Origin of the sequence: Pseudomonas sp. GV071 (assembly GCF_003050835.1) — a bacterium.
GTDB lineage: Bacteria > Pseudomonadota > Gammaproteobacteria > Pseudomonadales > Pseudomonadaceae > Aquipseudomonas.
Genome location: NZ_QAOJ01000012.1, coordinates 1 through 18,344, shown reverse-complemented (window position 1 = coordinate 18,344; position 18,344 = coordinate 1). Strand labels below are relative to the sequence as shown.

General features: G+C 59.8%; 16 protein-coding genes. 10 read left to right on the top strand and 6 right to left on the bottom strand.

Annotated elements, in window-relative coordinates:
* The first annotated feature begins 235 nt into the window (after positions 1 to 235).
* From rimP to C8K61_RS20735, 10 genes are all read left to right on the top strand, one after another.
* Positions 236 to 694: a ribosome maturation factor RimP gene (gene rimP, locus C8K61_RS20780; protein WP_108098208.1), complete on the top strand. Its 459-nt coding sequence runs from the start codon at positions 236 to 238 to the stop codon at positions 692 to 694.
* Between the two features lie 47 nt (positions 695 to 741).
* A complete protein-coding gene (nusA, locus tag C8K61_RS20775; RefSeq protein ID WP_108098207.1) occupies positions 742 to 2,223 on the top strand; it encodes a transcription termination factor NusA in 1,482 nt (493 codons plus the stop codon).
* A gap of 25 nt (positions 2,224 to 2,248) precedes the next feature.
* Positions 2,249 to 4,759, top strand: coding sequence for a translation initiation factor IF-2 (gene infB, locus C8K61_RS20770; RefSeq protein WP_108098206.1), 2,511 nt, complete (start codon positions 2,249 to 2,251; stop codon positions 4,757 to 4,759).
* A gap of 108 nt (positions 4,760 to 4,867) precedes the next feature.
* Positions 4,868 to 5,272, top strand: coding sequence for a 30S ribosome-binding factor RbfA (gene rbfA, locus C8K61_RS20765; protein ID WP_108098205.1), 405 nt, complete (start codon positions 4,868 to 4,870; stop codon positions 5,270 to 5,272).
* 3 nt (positions 5,273 to 5,275) lie between these two features.
* Positions 5,276 to 6,193: a tRNA pseudouridine(55) synthase TruB gene (truB, locus tag C8K61_RS20760; RefSeq protein ID WP_108098204.1), complete on the top strand. Its 918-nt coding sequence runs from the start codon at positions 5,276 to 5,278 to the stop codon at positions 6,191 to 6,193.
* Positions 6,194 to 6,335: 142 nt separating this feature from the next.
* A complete protein-coding gene (gene rpsO / locus C8K61_RS20755; RefSeq protein WP_010447232.1) occupies positions 6,336 to 6,605 on the top strand; it encodes a 30S ribosomal protein S15 in 270 nt (89 codons plus the stop codon).
* Positions 6,606 to 6,817: 212 nt separating this feature from the next.
* Positions 6,818 to 8,920 (top strand): polyribonucleotide nucleotidyltransferase, encoded by a 2,103-nt coding sequence (gene pnp / locus C8K61_RS20750; protein ID WP_108098203.1) that lies wholly within the window; start codon positions 6,818 to 6,820, stop codon positions 8,918 to 8,920.
* Between the two features lie 114 nt (positions 8,921 to 9,034).
* On the top strand, positions 9,035 to 10,450 hold the full coding sequence (locus C8K61_RS20745; protein ID WP_108098202.1) for a hypothetical protein: 1,416 nt from the start codon (positions 9,035 to 9,037) through the stop codon (positions 10,448 to 10,450).
* A 199-nt stretch (positions 10,451 to 10,649) separates the two neighbouring features.
* A complete protein-coding gene (locus tag C8K61_RS20740; protein ID WP_108098201.1) occupies positions 10,650 to 11,006 on the top strand; it encodes a BON domain-containing protein in 357 nt (118 codons plus the stop codon).
* Between the two features lie 84 nt (positions 11,007 to 11,090).
* On the top strand, positions 11,091 to 11,288 hold the full coding sequence (locus C8K61_RS20735; protein WP_108098200.1) for a CsbD family protein: 198 nt from the start codon (positions 11,091 to 11,093) through the stop codon (positions 11,286 to 11,288).
* A 281-nt stretch (positions 11,289 to 11,569) separates the two neighbouring features.
* Here the strand turns inward: C8K61_RS20735 and C8K61_RS20730 are convergent, their stop codons facing one another.
* From C8K61_RS20730 to C8K61_RS20705, 6 genes are all read right to left on the bottom strand, one after another.
* Positions 11,570 to 13,018, bottom strand: a complete 1,449-nt coding sequence (locus tag C8K61_RS20730) for a rhomboid family intramembrane serine protease (RefSeq protein WP_108098199.1) — start codon at positions 13,016 to 13,018, stop codon at positions 11,570 to 11,572.
* Between the two features lie 157 nt (positions 13,019 to 13,175).
* Positions 13,176 to 13,472: a DUF2845 domain-containing protein gene (locus C8K61_RS20725; protein ID WP_108098198.1), complete on the bottom strand. Its 297-nt coding sequence runs from the start codon at positions 13,470 to 13,472 to the stop codon at positions 13,176 to 13,178.
* Between the two features lie 39 nt (positions 13,473 to 13,511).
* On the bottom strand, positions 13,512 to 13,838 hold the full coding sequence (locus C8K61_RS20720) for a DUF2845 domain-containing protein (protein WP_256589504.1): 327 nt from the start codon (positions 13,836 to 13,838) through the stop codon (positions 13,512 to 13,514).
* Positions 13,839 to 13,949: 111 nt separating this feature from the next.
* Entirely contained in the window at positions 13,950 to 16,931 is a 2,982-nt protein-coding gene (locus C8K61_RS20715) for a DUF748 domain-containing protein (protein ID WP_108098197.1), read from the bottom strand.
* Positions 16,932 to 17,095: 164 nt separating this feature from the next.
* Positions 17,096 to 18,112, bottom strand: a complete 1,017-nt coding sequence (locus C8K61_RS20710; RefSeq protein ID WP_108098196.1) for a class I SAM-dependent rRNA methyltransferase — start codon at positions 18,110 to 18,112, stop codon at positions 17,096 to 17,098.
* Positions 18,113 to 18,242: 130 nt separating this feature from the next.
* A partial coding sequence (locus C8K61_RS20705) for a hypothetical protein (protein ID WP_146174318.1) occupies positions 18,243 to 18,344 on the bottom strand: 102 nt, incomplete at its 5' end.

Sequence of the window (18,344 nt, the reverse complement as noted above, 5' to 3'; positions counted from 1 at the left end):
AGCTTTAACGTGGGGTTTGGCCGTTCGATCGCTCGATGGGCTCATGGCCAAAAAGGTTGTGGTTTGACCTTCTTTCCCCTGCAATCGGTTGTAGCGGAGCCCCTTTTTAGGGGCTTTTTGTTAGCCGGTTGCTTTGTTGGCTTGGCTGTTTTGTCGTTGGGCGTAGTGCTCAGCGGCGTCAAGGGATGGGCGTTTCGCCCATTTTTTATTTGTACGACATGCACGAGGGGTTCAAGTGTCGAGCAAGCTAGAAGAGTTGCAGGCCTTGCTGGCCCCGGTAGTCGAGGCCCTTGGCTATCAATGCTGGGGTATCGAGTTCCTGTCCCAGGGGCGGCATTCCCTGCTTCGCGTCTATATCGATCATGCCAACGGCATTCTTGTCGAGGACTGCGAAAAGGTCAGTCGCCAGTTGAGCGGTGTCCTGGATGTCGAAGACCCGGTAGCCAGCGAGTACACCCTGGAGGTGTCTTCGCCGGGCATGGACCGGCCACTGTTCACTATTGAACAGTTCGCCGCGCACGCCGGTGAGCAAGTAAAGATCAAACTGCGTTCACCCTTCGATGGGCGGCGTAACTTTCAGGGCCTCCTCCGCGGAGTAGAGGAACAGGACGTTGTGGTGCTGGTTGATGACCACGAGTATCTGTTGCCGATCGACTCGATCGACAAGGCCAATATTGTTCCCAGTTTTGACTGAGACGCGGATCCCGCGGATCCAATGGATTGCGAAAGGCGAGGCGTACGATGAGCAAAGAAGTACTGCTGGTTGTTGAGTCGGTATCCAACGAAAAGGGCGTACCGGCCGGCGTTATTTTTGAGGCGTTGGAGTTGGCTCTGGCCACTGCGACGAAAAAACGTTTCGACGTTGAAGTTGAACTTCGCGTAGAGATCAACCGGGTAACGGGCAGCTACGAGACATTCCGTTGCTGGACCGTGGTTGATGATCAATCGCTGTTCAATCTGGCATCCGAGCTGACGCTCGACGAGGCTCGCGAGATCAAGCCTGATGCCCAGCTTGGCGACACCATCGAAGAGAAGATCGAGTCGATCGAATTCGGTCGCATCGCGGCACAAACCGCCAAACAAGTGATCGTTCAGAAAGTTCGTGAAGCTGAACGTGCCCAAGTGGTCGAGGCTTACCGCGAGCGTTTGGGTGAAATCATCTCCGGCACCGTCAAGAAGGTCACCCGCGACAACGTTATCGTTGACCTGGGGAACAACGCCGAAGCACTGCTGGCCCGCGAGGACATCATCTCTCGCGAGACCTTCCGTGTTGGCGCACGTCTGCGTGCCCTGTTGAAAGAAATTCGCACCGAGAACCGCGGCCCGCAGCTGATCCTGTCGCGTACCGCGCCGGAAATGCTGATCGAGTTGTTCCGCATCGAAGTGCCAGAAATCGCTGAAGAGCTGATCGAAGTGATGGCCGCCTCCCGTGACCCGGGTTCGCGGGCCAAAATTGCCGTGCGCTCCAAAGACAAGCGTATTGACCCGCAAGGCGCCTGCATTGGTATGCGCGGCTCGCGTGTACAAGCGGTGTCAGGTGAGTTGGGCGGCGAGCGTGTCGATATCGTGCTGTGGGATGACAATCCTGCTCAGTTCGTGATCAACGCCATGTCACCGGCCGAAGTTGCCGCCATCATCGTTGACGAAGATGCCCATGCCATGGACATCGCCGTCGGTGAAGACAACCTGGCGCAAGCAATCGGCCGTGGCGGTCAGAACGTTCGTTTGGCCAGTCAGTTGACCGGCTGGACACTGAATGTAATGACCGAAGCGGATATTCAGGCCAAGCAGCAAGCTGAAACTGGCGACATCCTGCAAAGCTTCATCGACGAGCTGGAAGTCGACGAAGACATTGCTCAGGTGTTGGTAGAAGAAGGCTTCACCAGCCTGGAAGAAATCGCCTACGTCCCGATGGAAGAGATGCTTAGCATCGATGGCTTCGACGAGGAAATCGTCACCGAGCTCCGCGCTCGCGCCAAAGATCGCCTGCTGACCAAAGCCATCGCGACAGAAGAAAAGCTGGCAGACGCGCACCCCGCCGAAGACCTGCTCTCACTTGAGGGTATGGACAAGGCTCTGGCGCAAGAACTGGCAGTGCGCGGCGTGATTAACCGCGAAGACCTGGCCGAGCAGTCTATTGATGACCTGCTCGACATCGACGGTATCGACGCAGAGCGTGCCGGCAAGTTGATCATGGCCGCCCGAGCCCATTGGTTCGAGTAAGTAGGCGGCCTGAGGAGAGAAGTGCATGACGCAAGTCACGGTCAAAGAACTGGCCCAAGTGGTCGCCACCCCTGTAGAGCGTCTGTTGTTGCAGATGCGTGAGGCAGGTTTGCCGCACACGGGTGCCGATCAAGTTGTGACCGATAGCGAGAAGCAAGCCCTGTTGGCGCATCTCAAAGGCAGTCACGGCGAGAAAGTGGAAGAGCCGCGCAAGATCACCTTGCAGCGCAAAACCACCAGCACCCTGCGCGTTGCAGGGAGCAAAACCATCAGCGTTGAAGTGCGCAAGAAGAAAACCTTCGTCAAGCGCAGCAACGAAGAAATCGAAGCCGAGCAGAAGCGCGAGCAAGAAGAGCGCGCGGCTGAAGAGGCACGCCAACAGGCGGCTGAAGAAGCCAAACGTCAGGCTGAAGAAGCGACCCGTCGCGAAGCTAACGCTGGTGCGCCTTCGCAGTCGGCTGCTGATGCTGCGCCAGTTGCTGCGGCAGCCGCGCCTGTGGTTGCTGATATCGAGCTGCCGCCAGTGGTTGCTCCGGTTGAAGAGCGCAAGAAAGACGAGCAGCGTCGCCCGGACAAACCGCGCAACGACGACGATCGTCGTGGCGGCGACCGCAAGGCCACCGCGCACCGTCCTTCGGTCAAAGAGAAGGAAAAGGCTCCGGCTCCGCGCGTTGCTCCGCGTACCACCGACGAGGAAAGCGACAGCTTCCGTCGTGGCGGTCGTGGCAAGGCCAAGCTGAAGAAACGCAACGCCCATGGTTTCCAGAGCCCGACCGGTCCGGTTGTGCGCGACGTATCCATCGGCGAAACCATCACTGTTGGCGAACTGTCGCAACAGATGTCGGTTAAAGCGGCTGAAGTGATCAAGTTCATGTTCAAGATGGGCACTCCGGTGACCATCAACCAGGTTCTGGATCAGGAAACCGCGCAGCTGATCGCTGAAGAGCTGGGTCACAACGTCAAGTTGGTCAGCGACAACGCCCTTGAAGAGCAGTTGGCCGAGTCCTTGAAGTTCGAAGGTGAGGCAGTTTCCCGTGCACCGGTTGTGACCGTAATGGGCCACGTTGACCACGGTAAAACCTCGCTGCTGGACTACATTCGTCGCGCCAAAGTGGCTGCTGGCGAAGCCGGCGGTATCACCCAGCACATCGGCGCCTACCACGTAGAAACCGAGCGCGGCATGGTGACCTTCCTCGACACCCCGGGCCACGCTGCGTTTACCGCAATGCGTGCCCGTGGCGCCAAGGCCACCGACATCGTGATCCTGGTAGTTGCAGCGGACGACGGCGTAATGCCGCAGACCGTTGAAGCCGTTCAGCATGCGAAAGCCGCTGGCGTACCGCTAGTGGTTGCGGTGAACAAGATCGACAAGCCGGGCGCTGATCTGGAACGCATCAAAAGCGAACTGGCAGCTCACGGCGTGACCCCGGAAGAGTGGGGCGGTGACAACCCGTTCGTTAACGTTTCGGCGAAGATGGGTACTGGCGTGGACGAGCTGCTTGAAGCGGTTCTGCTGCAAGCCGAAGTACTGGAACTCAAAGCGACACCAACGGCTCCTGGCCGCGGCGTTGTGGTTGAGTCCCGCCTCGACAAAGGTCGTGGTCCGGTCGCTACCGTACTGGTACAGGACGGTACGCTGCGCCAAGGCGACATGGTTCTGGTCGGTTCGAACTTCGGTCGCATTCGCGCCATGCTCGACGAAAACGGCAAGTCCATCAAAGAAGCCGGTCCTTCCATTCCGGTGGAAATCCTCGGCCTCGACGGTACGCCAGATGCTGGCGACGAGATGAGCGTGCTGGCTGACGAGAAGAAAGCGCGGGAAGTCGCATTGTTCCGTCAAGGCAAGTTCCGCGAAGTCAAACTGGCTCGCGCGCATGCCGGCAAGCTGGAAAACATCTTCGAGAACATGGGCCAGGAAGAGAAGAAAACTCTCAACATCGTGCTCAAGTCCGACGTTCGTGGTTCGTTGGAAGCCCTGCAAGGTGCGCTCAACGGCCTGGGTAACGACGAAGTGCAAGTGCGCGTAGTCGGTGGCGGTGTCGGTGGTATCACCGAGTCCGACGCCAACCTGGCACTGGCCTCCAACGCTGTACTGTTTGGCTTCAACGTGCGTGCCGATGCCGGCGCGCGCAAGATCGTCGAGCAGGAAGGTCTGGATATGCGTTACTACAACGTGATCTACGACATCATCGAAGACGTCAAGAAAGCCCTGACCGGTATGCTCGGCAGCGACGTTCGCGAGAACATCCTCGGCATCGCCGAAGTGCGTGACGTATTCCGTTCGCCGAAGTTCGGTGCGATCGCAGGTTGCATGGTGGTTGAAGGTACGGTTTACCGTAACCGTCCGATCCGTGTACTGCGTGAAGACATCGTGATCTTCGAAGGCGAGCTTGAATCGCTGCGTCGCTTCAAAGACGACGCCTCTGAAGTCCGTGCCGGCATGGAATGCGGTATTGGCGTGAAGAGTTACAACGACGTCAAAGTCGGCGACAAGATCGAAGTGTTCGAGAAGATCCAAGTGGCTCGCAGCCTTTAAGCTCGAGCTGTTTTACGCAACGCCCGGTCCGGCTCACGCCTGGCCGGGCGTTTGCCGCTTTCAGACCGTCAGGGTTTTGTGCCGTGGCGGGAGGTAACAGGTAGTTAGATGGCCAAAGAATATAGCCGTACCCAACGTATCGGCGATCAGATGCAGCGCGAGCTGGCACAGCTGATCCGTCGTGAAGTCAAAGACCCGCGTGTCGGTCTGGTGACCGTTACTGCCGTCGACGTAAGCCGCGATGTCGGCCACGCGAAGATTTTCATCACCGTGATGGGCCAGGACACTGCGGAAGAAATCGCCCAGAACGTCAAGGCGCTGAATGATGCCGCCGGTTTCCTGCGCATGCAGCTGGCCCGCGCCATGAAGCTGCGCAGCGTGCCGCAACTGCATTTCCATTACGACGAAAGCGTAATGCGCGGTGCGCACCTGTCGGCGTTGATCGAGCGTGCGGTGGCCGAAGATGGCCAACACGTCGACGTCGAAACACCACCGGCTGCCGATAAGGAGTAACGGGTGGCTCAGGTCAAACGCATTCGCCGTAACGTCAGCGGCATCATCCTGCTCGACAAGCCCAAGGGCTTCAGTTCCAACGCGGCTCTGCAAAAGGTCCGCTGGTTGCTGAACGCCGAGAAGGCCGGCCATACCGGTAGCCTCGACCCCCTGGCCACCGGCGTGCTGCCGTTGTGCTTTGGCGAGGCGACCAAGTTCTCCCAGTACCTGCTCGATGCCGACAAAGGCTACGAGACGCTGATGCAGATGGGCGTTACCACGACCACTGCCGACGCCGAGGGTGAGGTGATCGAACGCCGTGAGGTGACCGTTGGTCGCGACGATATCGAGGCTGTTTTGCCGCGTTTCCGCGGGCAAATCAGTCAGATACCGCCGATGTACTCCGCCCTCAAGCGTGATGGTCAGCCGTTGTACAAGCTGGCGCGTGCAGGCGAAGTAGTGGAGCGTGAAGCGCGTTCTGTTACTATTGCGCGCCTGGAAATGCTGGGCTGTGAGGGCGAGCAGGCACGTTTGTCGGTGGCCTGCAGCAAAGGCACCTATATCCGGACCCTGGTGGAAGACATTGGCCAGGCGTTAGGTTGCGGTGCGCACGTCGCAGAACTGCGACGTACCCAGGCAGGTCCCTTTGTGCTGGCCCAGACGGTAACCCTGGAAGAGCTGGAACAGGTTCACGCCGACGGTGGCAACGAAGCAGTCGACCGCTTCCTGTTGCCCTCCGACAGCGGCCTGGAACACTGGCCTCTGGTGCAGTTCTCCGAGCACAGCGCGTTTTACTGGTTACATGGGCAAGCGGTTCGTGCCCCGGATGCGCCGAAGTTCGGCATGGTCCGCGTACAAGATCACAATGCTCGCTTCATCGGGATTGGCGAAGTGAGTGAAGACGGGCGCATCGCGCCGCGTCGTTTGATTCGGTCAGAATGACCGAACCATGCCGGGTAACCGGGGTGGGCGAGGGTGGCTGTTAATAGGCACGGTCACATCTCATTTTTTAATACGAGGATTTGTCCTCGGCCTATTGGAGATGCGTTCACTGGATGCAGCTCCTTACTGAGAGGAAGCCCACATGGCACTCAGCGTTGAAGAAAAAGCTCAAATCGTTACCGACTACCAACAAGCCGTTGGTGATACTGGTTCGCCAGAAGTGCAAGTTGCACTGCTGACCGCCAACATCAACAAGCTGCAAGGTCACTTCAAAGCCAACGGTAAAGATCACCACTCCCGTCGTGGTCTGATCCGCATGGTAAACCAGCGTCGTAAGCTGCTGGACTACCTCAAAGGCAAAGACGTTACCCGCTACAGCACCTTGATCGGTCGTCTGGGCCTGCGTCGCTAATAGCGAAGCTGCTAGAGGTTGGTTGTTTGTCGTTATTGGTTGGGGCTGCTCTGGCAGCCCGGTGAATAACGGCAGGCATCCAGCCTCAAGTTTTATCTGCACCATCGGTTTTGTCTGTATCACCTGGACAGTGCCCGGGTCCGAATCCCGGAGTTGCCCAAGAATTCTGCAAGAACACGATTTCCCCAAGGCAAAAAGAAGGTAAATACACCGTGAACCCGGTAATCAAGAAATTCCAGTTCGGTCAATCGACCGTCACCCTCGAGACTGGCCGCATTGCCCGTCAGGCCTCCGGCGCAGTATTGGTCACCGTTGACGACGACGTCAGCGTATTGGTGACCGTGGTTGGCGCCAAGCAAGCCGACCCAAGCAAAGGCTTCTTCCCGCTGTCCGTGCACTACCAAGAAAAAACCTACGCTGCCGGCAAGATCCCTGGCGGCTTCTTCAAGCGTGAAGCGCGTCCTTCGGAAAAAGAGACCCTGACTTCCCGCCTGATCGACCGTCCGATCCGCCCCCTGTTCCCTGAAGGTTTCCTGAACGAAGTTCAGGTGATCTGCACCGTGGTTTCCACCAGCAAGAAAACCGATCCGGACATCGCTGCGATGATCGGTACCTCGGCTGCCCTGGCTATCTCCGGCATTCCATTCGAAGGCCCGATCGGCGCCGCTCGTGTGGCTTTCCACGAAAGCACCGGCTACCTGCTGAACCCGACTTACGAGCAACTCAAGGCCTCGAGCCTGGACATGGTCGTAGCCGGTACCAAAGACGCCGTGCTGATGGTTGAATCCGAAGCCAAAGAGCTGACCGAAGACCAGATGCTGGGCGCCGTACTGTTCGCCCACGACGAATTCCAATCGGTGATCAAAGCCGTTGGCGAACTGGCTGCCGAAGTGGGCAAGCCAACCTGGGCTTGGGCACCGGCTGCCAAGAACACCGTGCTGCTGGACGCTATCCGTAGCGAATTCGGCGACGCCATCTCCCAGGCTTACACCATCACCATCAAACACGAGCGTTATGGCCGTCTGGGCGAGTTGAAAGACCAGATCGTTGCCAAGTTCGCCGTTGAAGGCGGCCCGTCCGCTGGTGAAGTGAAAGACGCTTTCGGCGAAATCGAATACCGCACCGTTCGCGAAAACATCGTTAACGGTAAGCCACGTATCGACGGCCGCGACACCCGCACCGTTCGCCCGCTGGCGATCGAAGTTGGCGTGCTGGGCAAAACCCACGGTTCGGCGCTGTTCACCCGTGGCGAAACCCAGGCTCTGGTCGTTGCTACCCTCGGTACTGCGCGTGACGCACAGCTGCTCGACACCCTCGAAGGCGAGCGCAAAGACCCCTTCATGCTGCACTACAACTTCCCTCCGTACTCGGTGGGCGAGTGTGGTCGCATGGGCGCCACTGGCCGTCGCGAAATCGGTCACGGCCGTCTGGCCCGTCGTTCGGTTCAGGCCATGCTGCCTGCCGCTGACGTGTTCCCGTACACCATTCGCGTGGTATCGGAAATCACCGAGTCCAACGGTTCGAGCTCCATGGCTTCGGTCTGCGGCGCTTCCCTGGCCCTGATGGACGCTGGTGTGCCGATGAAGGCGCCGGTTGCCGGTATCGCCATGGGTCTGGTTAAGGAAGGCGAGAAATTCGCTATCCTCACCGACATCCTCGGTGACGAAGACCACCTCGGCGACATGGACTTCAAAGTGGCCGGTACCGCCAAAGGTGTTACCGCGCTGCAGATGGACATCAAGATCAACGGCATCACCGAAGAAATCATGGAGATCGCCCTGGGCCAAGCCCTGGAAGCTCGCCTGAACATCCTCGGTCAGATGAACCAGGTGATCTCGACTTCCCGTAGCGAACTGTCGGCCAACGCGCCAACCATGATCGCGATGAAGATCGACCAGGACAAAATCCGCGACGTCATCGGCAAGGGTGGTGCAACCATCCGCGCGATCTGCGAAGAAACCAAGGCTTCGATCGACATCGAAGACGACGGCTCGATCAAGATCTTCGGCGAAACCAAGGAAGCGGCTGAAGCAGCACGTCAGCGCGTTCTGGGTATCACCGCAGAAGCTGAAATCGGCAAGATCTACGTCGGCAAGGTTGAGCGCATCGTCGACTTCGGCGCCTTCGTCAACATCCTGCCGGGTAAAGACGGTCTGGTGCACATCTCGATGCTGAGCGATGCCCGCGTTGAGAAAGTGACTGACATTCTGAAAGAAGGTCAGGAAGTCGAAGTGCTGGTACTGGACGTGGACAACCGCGGCCGTATCAAACTGTCGATCAAAGACGTAGCAGCGGCCAAAGCTTCGGGCGTTTAATCCCGGGTTTTATCGCAGCTTGAGAAGAGGGCCCCTTGCGGGCCCTCTTTTTTTGCCTGGAGAATAGCCACCTCTCTGGCGAAGATGTCACCACGCAACAAGGAAGCTGCACCTATGGAAAAGAGTCTTTGCCATTACCACCCGGCGCAACCGGCCACCTGGTTATGCCGCTCGTGCCCGCGGCACTACGGCGATTGCTGCACGCCGCTGAATGAGGACGCCCCGGAAGACCCGCCAACCTGTCCGTTATGCGCCAGCCGTATGGAATTCCTCGGCGCGGCCAACACTGCCCAGCCGTTCTGGGAACGTATTCCGCAATTCTTCGGCTATGGCCTGCAAAGTGGCCCTTTGGCCTTCAGCGCGCTGATCGCTCTGGCCAGCCTGTTTATGCCGGCTTCGATCATTCTGTGGACGCTGCTGTTCAGCATCGCCACCAAATACTTCTACAGCGTCATCGAGGCCAGCAGCGAAGCGCAGAAAGCCGCACCCACTCTGGCCAGCGCCTTCACCGGTGCCGGCTTCAGCCTGTTCTTCAAGCAACTGGCGGTATTTATCCTGTGCTTTGCGGCGCTGTGGATGGCCGCCAGCTTTGAAAGCGAAGGCCTGTACTGGCTGGTGAACATCGGCCTGTTGCTGGTGATGCCGGCGAGCATCATTCGCCTGGCGCTGGACAAGACGCTGGGCGCCGCCCTCAGCCCCGAAGAAGTGGGGCAGGTGATCAAGGCCATGGGCTGGCGTTACCTGATTCTCTGCGCCTTTCTTTTCATCCTCTGGCAGTCGCCCAACTGGGTGACGATGATGCTGTCCCACGGCCTGCCCAAGGTGGTGTTGCTGCCCATCGCGGCGTTCCTGTTCACCTATTTCGCCGTGGTCATGTGCGCCATGATGGGTTACGCGGTGTTCCAGTATCAGGGCGCGTTGGGCTACGTGATTGCCGAGGAAGACAGCCACAACGGCTTCCCGGCCGCCGAATACCTGCGCCGCCGGGCGATGGCCGAAGCGGAAATCCGCATCAAGGAAGGCCAGAGTCAGCAGGCCCTGGAAACCCTGACCGTGGCGCTGGAGCGCACTCCCGACGACCTCAAGCTCAACGAGCGCTTTCACCAGTTGCTGTTCAATCTCAATGCTCGCGAACGGTGCCTGCGGCACCTGGCGCATTACCTGCCGCTGGCGGCGCGGGCAAATCCTGCCCTGGCGGCCACAGCGCTACTCAATGCCCGCAAGCTGCAGCCGGACTATATGCCGGACGATGCCGTCGCCTGCGAACGCACTGCCGGCGCTTTGCTTGACCGCCACAAGATCCGCGAGGGCCTGAGCCTGCTGCGCAACCTGCACCAGCGCTTCCCCGACTACCCGCATATTCCCCGCGCCTACCTGCTCGCGGCACGTGGATTTGCCGAAGGCTTGGGCCAGGTGGAACCTGCGCAGAAGCTGCTGGCGTTCGTGCGTGGTCGCTACCCGCAATCGCCGTTACTGGCTGAAGTGGATGCGTTGCAAGCGATCCTGGAGCGGATGGCCAGCAAAAGCTGACTGTTCATGCAGATTGCATGTGAGCGAAGCGGCGAACTTGCAATCTGCACGATGCGGTGGGGCGGCGGTAATTTATAACCTATTGATAAATAACGAATAAAAAATATTATTCAGGTTGGCACAGGCCTTGCGATATCTCCTATGAAACCGCAGCCAGGACAGGTGGCGGAATTTTCAAATGAACTAGGAGTGAGACGTTATGAACAAGCCTTTCAACAAATTCGTTATTGCAGCTGCCACTGCCGGCGCCCTGTTGTCCCCTCTGGCGTTCGCCGACGTAGCTAACTCCCACAGCGCTCCGCTGATGATGGCCGCTACCACTGACACCGCTGAAGAAGCCGTGACCGATACCTGGATCACCAGCAAGGTCAAATCCACCTTCGTGGCGGACAGTGCCCTCAGCGCCCTGGACATCAAGGTTGAAACCAACAAAGGCGTGGTTTCCCTGTCTGGCGTAGTGAAAAGCGATGCCGAGCGTGACCTGGCAATTGCCAAAACCAAAGGCATCAAAGGCGTGAAGGCGGTTTCCGCCGACGGCCTGAAGTCGGCTGACTGATTCAGCTGACCGCCTGACAGCATTCCCCCCAGGCGCCGCCCTCACCGGTGGTGCCTGATTGGCCCAGACAAAGGAGGACTTCCCATGAATTCCGACGTGATCAAAGGCAAGTGGAAACAGCTCAATGGCAAGATCAAGGAACGTTGGGGTGACCTGACGGATGACGACTTGGATGTCGCCGAAGGGCATAGCGAGTACCTGGCAGGGAAACTTCAGGAGCGCTATGGATGGACCAAGGAAAAAGCTCAGGAAGAGCTCAACGACTTCTCTCGGAAGTTGTGAACACAATAAAAGCCCCCTTAATTGGGGGCTTTTTTTTGTGTTCACAACAGGCGGCTTCCGGGGCGTCGGCCATGCCGCGTTGAAAGCCGACTTTAAATGCTCACGTACTCAAGTACGCTGCGCTTTAAAGCTCCGGGGCGCCTGATTCGCTGGCGCTCACCCTTCGGGCCAGCCTGCGGCTGTTACTCCCGCTGGTCGTTGGTCCTGACCTTAGCCCCGAAACCCTCGACCGAGTAACGGCCGCAATCCAAACGGCTCCCCGTTCCCCTGTAGGAGCGGCTTTATCTCGCAATATGCCGCTGATAAACCCCCAACTGCTGCGTCTGCTCGGCATCCGGGTAGACGGCGCGCAGGAACTCGTGGAGTTCACTCACGCCTCTGCGGTCGTCTTGCTGGCCGAGTTGTTTGGCCAGTTGCAGGGTTAGGGCTGGCAGTTGCGGCGGGCGGTTGCGGGTTTGGATCAGTTTGCGCCAGGCACCCAGGGCGCGGGCGCCGTCGCGGGCTTGCAGCAGGCGTTGCAGCAGGTGCAGTTGCACGGCAGGGTGTTGCAGCAGGGTGAACTGCGCGCTGTCGTCGGCCAGGCGTTGCAGCAGGGGCTGGTTGGCGATGGCCTGGGGTAGGGCGAACAGTTGTTTCAGCACGGCGCTCAGCAGGGCTTTGTCTTCACGGCTTTTCGCTACGGGATAGAGACGCTCCAGCAGCAATAGGCGGTTGGGGTAGCGGTTGAGCAGGTCGATGCCGCGGCTGGCAGCCTGTTCCAGATTGAAGCCGCCGATCAGCTTATCGAGGGAAGCCACTTCGCGTTTGAATGGCGCGTCGGGGTCTTCCTTGTTCAGGTAGGCTTCGTCGACCTTCAGGCCACCAATCTGCTTGGGCAGCCACACGGCGAGAAACCCCGCGCCCATGCCGCCCAAGTGGGCATAGTAGTTGACGTGGTCGTTGGCCAGCAGCAGGCCATACAACTCTTTGCCCATCCAGATCGGCAGAATCCACAAGGCTGGCGCGCGGAAGTAGCCGAACATCGGTCCCAGCCAGTAGAAGAAATTGATCCGCCGCAGGCCATAGATGCCAAGGTACATGCCCATCAAACCAGCGATAGCGCCCGAGGCGCCGATGCCCGTTGCCCATACCGGGTCCATCACCCACCACAGCAGGTGTGAGGCTAGGCCACTTAGCAGATACAGGCCGATATAGACGGCGCCGCCCAAGGCACGTTCGAGGGCGAAACCGAAGATAAACAAGAACAGCATGTTGCCTGCCAGGTGGCCGAAGTCGGCGTGCAGGAACATCGCACCAAACAAGCCCTGCACAGTGAACTTGGCTGGGATAAAGCCAAAACGGTAGTTACTGATCTGGTTGCGTGCGGCTTCGGCCTTGGCGCGTGCGGCCTGCCAGGCCGGGTCGTCCTGATAGGCCGGGGTGTAATGCAGGGTGTTTTCGAACTGCAGATCGCTGAGGATCAGCTGCGCCAACTGCGCGCGCGGCGCAGCGGTGAAGGACTTACGCACCCGCTCTTCAAGTTTGTTGCGGGTGCTGAACGATTCGATAAACAGCGCTTTCTCGCGGTCGAGCAAACCGCCGTCCAGATAGATTTTGACCGCCGCCTGTTCACGCGCCGTGTCGCCGCCCTGGTAAGCGAAGTAGATGAGGGTGTTGAGCAGAATCAGCAGCAGGGTCAGGACCGGTGGTTTTTTCCAATCCAGCGGGTGTTCGGCGGGGATGATCAGCACAAGATGTCTTCCATGACGTTGGTCGTTGGGACTCGAGCATCTGGGCTAAGGCCAGGCAAGGCGAAAGTCTCTTTTTAAAGCGCAGCGTACTGTAGTACGTGAGCATTTAAAAAAGACTTTCAACGCCGTATGGCCGACGCCCAGAAGCTCGATACGATCAGCCGCGTTTGCTGTCGATGCGCACTAAGCGCCCGCCTTCAAAGCGCAGGAAATACAGCATGCCGCCTTCGCGCGGGCCATACACCCATTCCTGCACTTCCACTTCCGTGCTGGTGGAACCGCTGCGGGTTTTTTCGTAACCGACCACGCTGCTGCTCGCCGGCTCGCCGCATTTGGTTTGCACTTCGATGGCGCGGTCACCCTCGCTGGCGATGCCTTTGTCGCAACGCAGCGAGGCGTGGCCTTCGGCGGCCAGGAACAGCAAAGGGAGGCAGAGTAAAAACGACTTTTTCATGGCTGGGCATCCTGTCCAGTTTGTTTTTTGAAGAGGCGGTTAGCCGCCCCGTTTGGAATCGATATCGACCAGGCGGTTACCCTCGAAGCGCAGGTAGTAGTACATGCCGTTGCGCGGGCCGTAAGCCCATTCTTCGACCTGTACTTCGCTGCGTTCGCCGTAGTAGCCGTACACCACTTTGCTGGACAGCATGCTGCGGCTTAGCGGTGTACCGCATTTGCTTTCCACCTCTACCGTGCGGTCGTCCACGCTGACCAGGCCGCTGGGGCAGCGCCATGTCGACGAGGCGAAGGCGCTGTCGCCAAGCAGCAGGCTGAGGAGGGCAAACGCTTTCAAGGTGGGGGCTTTCACGGAGGCAGCTTTCACGGAGAGAGTCCGGTGAGCGATTGTAGGCAATAGGCTACACCGGTGTATCACGCCTGTCACACCGGTAAACCGCGCTGCAAACCCCTTTGCAGGGGCTTGCAGGGTGATCGGTCACTCGCTGTCGAGGTTCAGTGGCGAGGCCACGCGGCCGTTGCTTTGGGCTTCGCCGAGGCTGACGTCGACCATGTAGATGCGCTCATCGGCGAGGCCACCTTTGCTCACCAGGTAGTGCTTGATGGTGGCCGCGCGGGCCTGGGCCAGTTTGCGCAGCAGCACCTCGTTGTTGCTCCAGTGGGCGAGGATATCGGCGCGCAGTTTGGCGCTGCGCTCGTCATCGCTGAGCTGTTTCCATTCTTCCGCTGGCTGCTTTTTCAGGCGGGTGCGGTAGATGCCTTCGAGCATCGGCGCCTGTTCGTCTTCCGGTACCTCCAGCAGCGCGGCCTTGGCCGGCACCTTGTCGCCACGGCGTTGCAGCATTTTGTAGTAGATGTATTGGTACTCGCGGTGCAGACGCTGTTCGGCCAGCAACGGACCGTCGGCTTTCGCCGCGCTGAGTCCCTCTACTTCGAGGCGCAGCATCGGGCGTTCCTTCAGCGCGGCCGCCAGGGTGTTCAGACCACCCTCGGCATCACCATCGAGGGTGCTGCTGCCAGCGGCGAACTGCACAGTGCTGATGTCGACATCCGAGCCGCCGCTGACCAGTCCGGCAATAAATTTGAATGGTGCCGAGGCCGCACGCAGCACCAGGTTGCGCAGGGTCTGCCAGACAATCGGCATGACGCTGAACTGCGGATTATTGAGGTCGCCCGATACCGGCAGCTCCAACTGGATCTTGCCGTCAGTGTCCTTGAGCAGCGCTACCGCCAGGCGGATCGGCAGGTCGACGGCATCCGGGCTGTCCACTTGCTCACCCAGTTGCAGCTTCTCCACCACCAGCTTGTTCTCGGCGTTCAACTGGCCCTTTTCGATGCGGTAGTGCAGGTCGAGGTTGATCCGCCCCTTGCGGATGCGATAGCCGGCGAACTTACCGGAGTAGGGCGTCAGCGTGGTCAGTTCGACGTGCTTGAAGCTGGTGGTCAGGTCCAGGGCGTCCAGCGGCTCGAACGGGTTGAGGCTGCCGACGATGCTCACCGGCGCATACTGATCGACCTTGCCTTTGATATCGACCTTGGCCGCTTGCGGCTTGCGATTGTCGAGGGTGCCAATCTGGCCATTGAGCTGTTGAATGGCGGTGCCGAAGTTGGGTTTGAGGCTGAAGTCGGCGAAGTTGGCCGAGCCGTCGTTAATCGCTACACCTCCAATATGAATACCCAGCGGCTTGCCGGCCGGCTCCTGCTTTTTCGAAGAGGACACCTTCGGATCGGCCGGTTGCGGGATCACCAGGTCGCTGACGTTGGTGCTGCGGTCTTCGTTGATCATGAAGCGCGCATAGGGCTGGGCCAGGCTGACTTTGTCGATGGATAGACTGTCGCCGTGCTGGTAGTTGAGGCCATCAAGGGTCAGCTGCTTCCACTTCACGAAGTCGCGGCTTTTCAGGGTGTCGAGGGTGTGCAGCTGGTTCACCTGGGCGCGCCCGGTGATGCTCAATGCCAACGGCTCAGTGCTCTTCAGATCGACGGCCAGGTCGCTGCCGAGCAGACCGCTACGCAGTTCCAGGCGCACAAAAGGCTCCAGATAAGACTGCGCCACGCGCAGGTCGATGTCCTGGGTGGTGACCTTCAGTTGCGCGTTGACCGGGTTGAGATTGACCCGCCCGGCAGCAGTGATTTTGCCCTGCTTGCCCAGGCCCGTATCGAGCTTGAGGGTGAAAGGCGAGCCGTTGAGGCTGTCGAATTTTTCCAGGTCCAGGTTCAGCGGGCCGACATCCAGCGCCACCGGGTCTTTCGGCACGCGGTCGGCGAGGTGGATGCGGTAGCCACGCAGCTGCGTGTCCTGCAGCAGCACCTGCCAGGGTTTGGCCGGCTCGGTGGGTGCAGGCACCTGTTGCGCGGCGACGGCATTGGGGTCGGTGGGGGGTGTGGGTGCCGGGGCTTCGGTGCCTTCCGGCTGCGTGGCCTCCGGGGTCGGCGCGGGCTCGACTTTTTTGCTGACGGGCTTGCTGGCAAACAGCTTCTGCCAATCCAGCTGACCATCCTTCTCACGGGCGGCCCAGGTTTCCAGATTCTGGCTGCGGATCTTGCCGACCGTCACCAGTTGCTTGGCCAGGTCCACCGAAGTCTCACTGACTTCCAGGCGTTCCAGGTTCACCAGCGGGCGGTCGTCGACGCTCTTCATGGCAAACGGTGCGACGGTAATCGCGGCGTTGGTCAGCAGCAGCTGCGTGCCTTGGCTGAGGTCCAGGGTGTAATCGGTGCTCAGGCTGAGCATGCCTTTTTCCAACACCAGCGGCACCGCGTCACGCACATACGGCCAGAACGCTTTCATATTGCCGTCAGTGATTTTCAACTGGCCGCTGGAGGTGATGGGCGACAGGCTGACCTTGCCAGTCCAGTCCAACTGCCCGCCATACGGCCCTTTGGCCACCAGGGTCATGTCGGCGTTGTCTTCGGGGAGAGTGCTGAGTTTCTTCAGTTCCAGATTCAGCGAGTCATAGACAAACTGCACCGGTTCACTGGGGCGCAAGTCAGCGAACTGCAGGGCTCCTTCAATCAGTTGCAGGCGGTCCAGGCGCAGGGGGAAGGGTTTGGCGTTGGGGTCTTTGACTTCGGGACTGGCGGGCAGCTTGAACAACTGGGTCAGGTTGAGGGTGCCGTCTTTGCTGAACTGCACGGCGGTCTGGGACTTTTCCAGCTCGACGTCGGCCAGGTGCAAGGCGCCGGTCCACAGGCTGTCCAGTTGCAGGTTGGCGTACAGGCGTTGGAAGCCGATCTGGTCGGCAGCCGGTTCGCCGATATGCAAGCCCCAGGCGCTGACCTCCAGGCTGAACGGGTTGAGCTCCAGGCGCTCAAGCTTGGCGGGCACGGTGGCCATGGCCGCCAATTGCTGGTTGGCGATACGCAGGGCAATGCCCGGCAGAATCAGAAAGCCCAGCAGGCTGTATAAACCGAGGGCAATCAGCAGGGCGCCAACGGCGCGTTTCAATCCTTTGGGCATGGCGACGCTTCAACTTTCCTGGCAAGAAGTGGCTTGGAGTATGGCACGCGTCTGAGGTTCGGCACGTGCGCCAAGTTTCCTTTGTGGGACGTGAAGAGCATCGCGGCTAAAGCCGCTCCTACGGGTTGCACAACCTTGTAGGAGCGGCTTTAGCCGCGATGTTTTTAAAACTGCAGAATCAGCGTCTTCAGTGGCGGGCGGCCGTCGCTGGAGGGGAAGTCTGCTGCCGGCGGCATCACCTGCCAGTCACGCACCGGCCGGCCGAGCTTGTCGGCGCAGCGCAGGACTTGCTCACGCCAGTCTTCGATGGCGACTTTGGCCAGGTTGTTACAGCAGATCAGCACGCCATCGTCGGCGGTGGTGAGGATCGCCGGCTTGAGCAGGCTCTGGTAGTCACGCAACAGGTCGACGGTGCCGAACGCGCTTTTTGCCCAGGCCGGCGGGTCGAGCAACACCAGGTCGTATTGACGTTGGTCGAGGCGCTGGTAGCTGGGCAGTTTCTGCCCGCGGCGCTGAGTGATGGGCAGGCCGGCCAGTTGGCGAATCGCCGGGAAGTAGTCGGACTGGATGAACTGCATCGGGGCCAGCTCCGGGTTGAGTGCGCCGTTTTCCTTGCCGACCGCCAGGTTGCCCTCGGCAAAATCCAGGTTGCACACCTCGCGGGCACCGCCAGCGGCAGCACTGAGGCCCACGCCGCAGGTGTAGGCGAACAGGTTGAGCACGCTCTTGCCGGCGCTGTGCGCTTTGACCGAGCCACGGGCGTTACGCAGGTCGAGGAACAGCAGGGGGTCCTGCCCGGCATGGCGGCCGCGTACGCGGTAGTTCAGGCCCCATTCGTGGCCAACCATGTCGACCAAAGCTTCCGGCGCCGCCTGGTACACGGCGTCGCTGCGGTCGATACGCGAGTTGGTGCCGGAGCGGTCGTTGTAGACCAGCAGCAGGTCGAGGTTCAGTTCGGCGTTGATCAGTGCATGGGTGGCGAGCAGGGCGTCGCGCTCAAGGGCGCTGTGGAAACTTTGCACCAGCAGTTGCGGGCCATAACGGTCGATGGTCAGGCCGGAGGCGCCTTCCTGGCTGCCATGGAACAGGCGGTAGCAGTCCGTGCCTTGGCTGTGCAGTTCAGCCAGCAGCGGCTGACGATTAGCGAGGGCGGCGCGCAGCGCCTGATCGAGAGAAGACATGCGCCGCGGCTCGGAAAAGAAGGGCGCGCAGTTTACCACCGGGGTGTTCGCGGTAAACCTTGTAGGAGCGGCTTTAGCCGCGATGCTCTTGATCTTTAAAAGCATCGCGGCTAAAGCCGCTCCTACAGAGTCAAGCGCGTTCCAGCGCCAGCGCCACACCTTGCCCACCACCGATGCACAAGGTGGCCAAGCCCTTCTTGGCGTCACGCTTGATCATTTCGTGCAGCAGGGT

What these genes read in the sequence shown, in the direction of transcription:
- nusA (WP_108098207.1), top strand. Translation starts at nt 742, where the DNA reads ATGAGCAAAGAAGTACTGCTGGTTGTTGAGTCGGTATCCAACGAAAAG.
- C8K61_RS20715 (WP_108098197.1), bottom strand. Translation starts at nt 16,931, where the DNA reads ATGCCCAAAGGATTGAAACGCGCCGTTGGCGCCCTGCTGATTGCCCTC.
- rpsO (WP_010447232.1), top strand. Translation starts at nt 6,336, where the DNA reads ATGGCACTCAGCGTTGAAGAAAAAGCTCAAATCGTTACCGACTACCAA.
- rbfA (WP_108098205.1), top strand. Translation starts at nt 4,868, where the DNA reads ATGGCCAAAGAATATAGCCGTACCCAACGTATCGGCGATCAGATGCAG.
- C8K61_RS20735 (WP_108098200.1), top strand. Translation starts at nt 11,091, where the DNA reads ATGAATTCCGACGTGATCAAAGGCAAGTGGAAACAGCTCAATGGCAAG.
- C8K61_RS20745 (WP_108098202.1), top strand. Translation starts at nt 9,035, where the DNA reads ATGGAAAAGAGTCTTTGCCATTACCACCCGGCGCAACCGGCCACCTGG.
- C8K61_RS20725 (WP_108098198.1), bottom strand. Translation starts at nt 13,472, where the DNA reads ATGAAAAAGTCGTTTTTACTCTGCCTCCCTTTGCTGTTCCTGGCCGCC.
- C8K61_RS20710 (WP_108098196.1), bottom strand. Translation starts at nt 18,112, where the DNA reads ATGTCTTCTCTCGATCAGGCGCTGCGCGCCGCCCTCGCTAATCGTCAG.
- C8K61_RS20740 (WP_108098201.1), top strand. Translation starts at nt 10,650, where the DNA reads ATGAACAAGCCTTTCAACAAATTCGTTATTGCAGCTGCCACTGCCGGC.
- infB (WP_108098206.1), top strand. Translation starts at nt 2,249, where the DNA reads ATGACGCAAGTCACGGTCAAAGAACTGGCCCAAGTGGTCGCCACCCCT.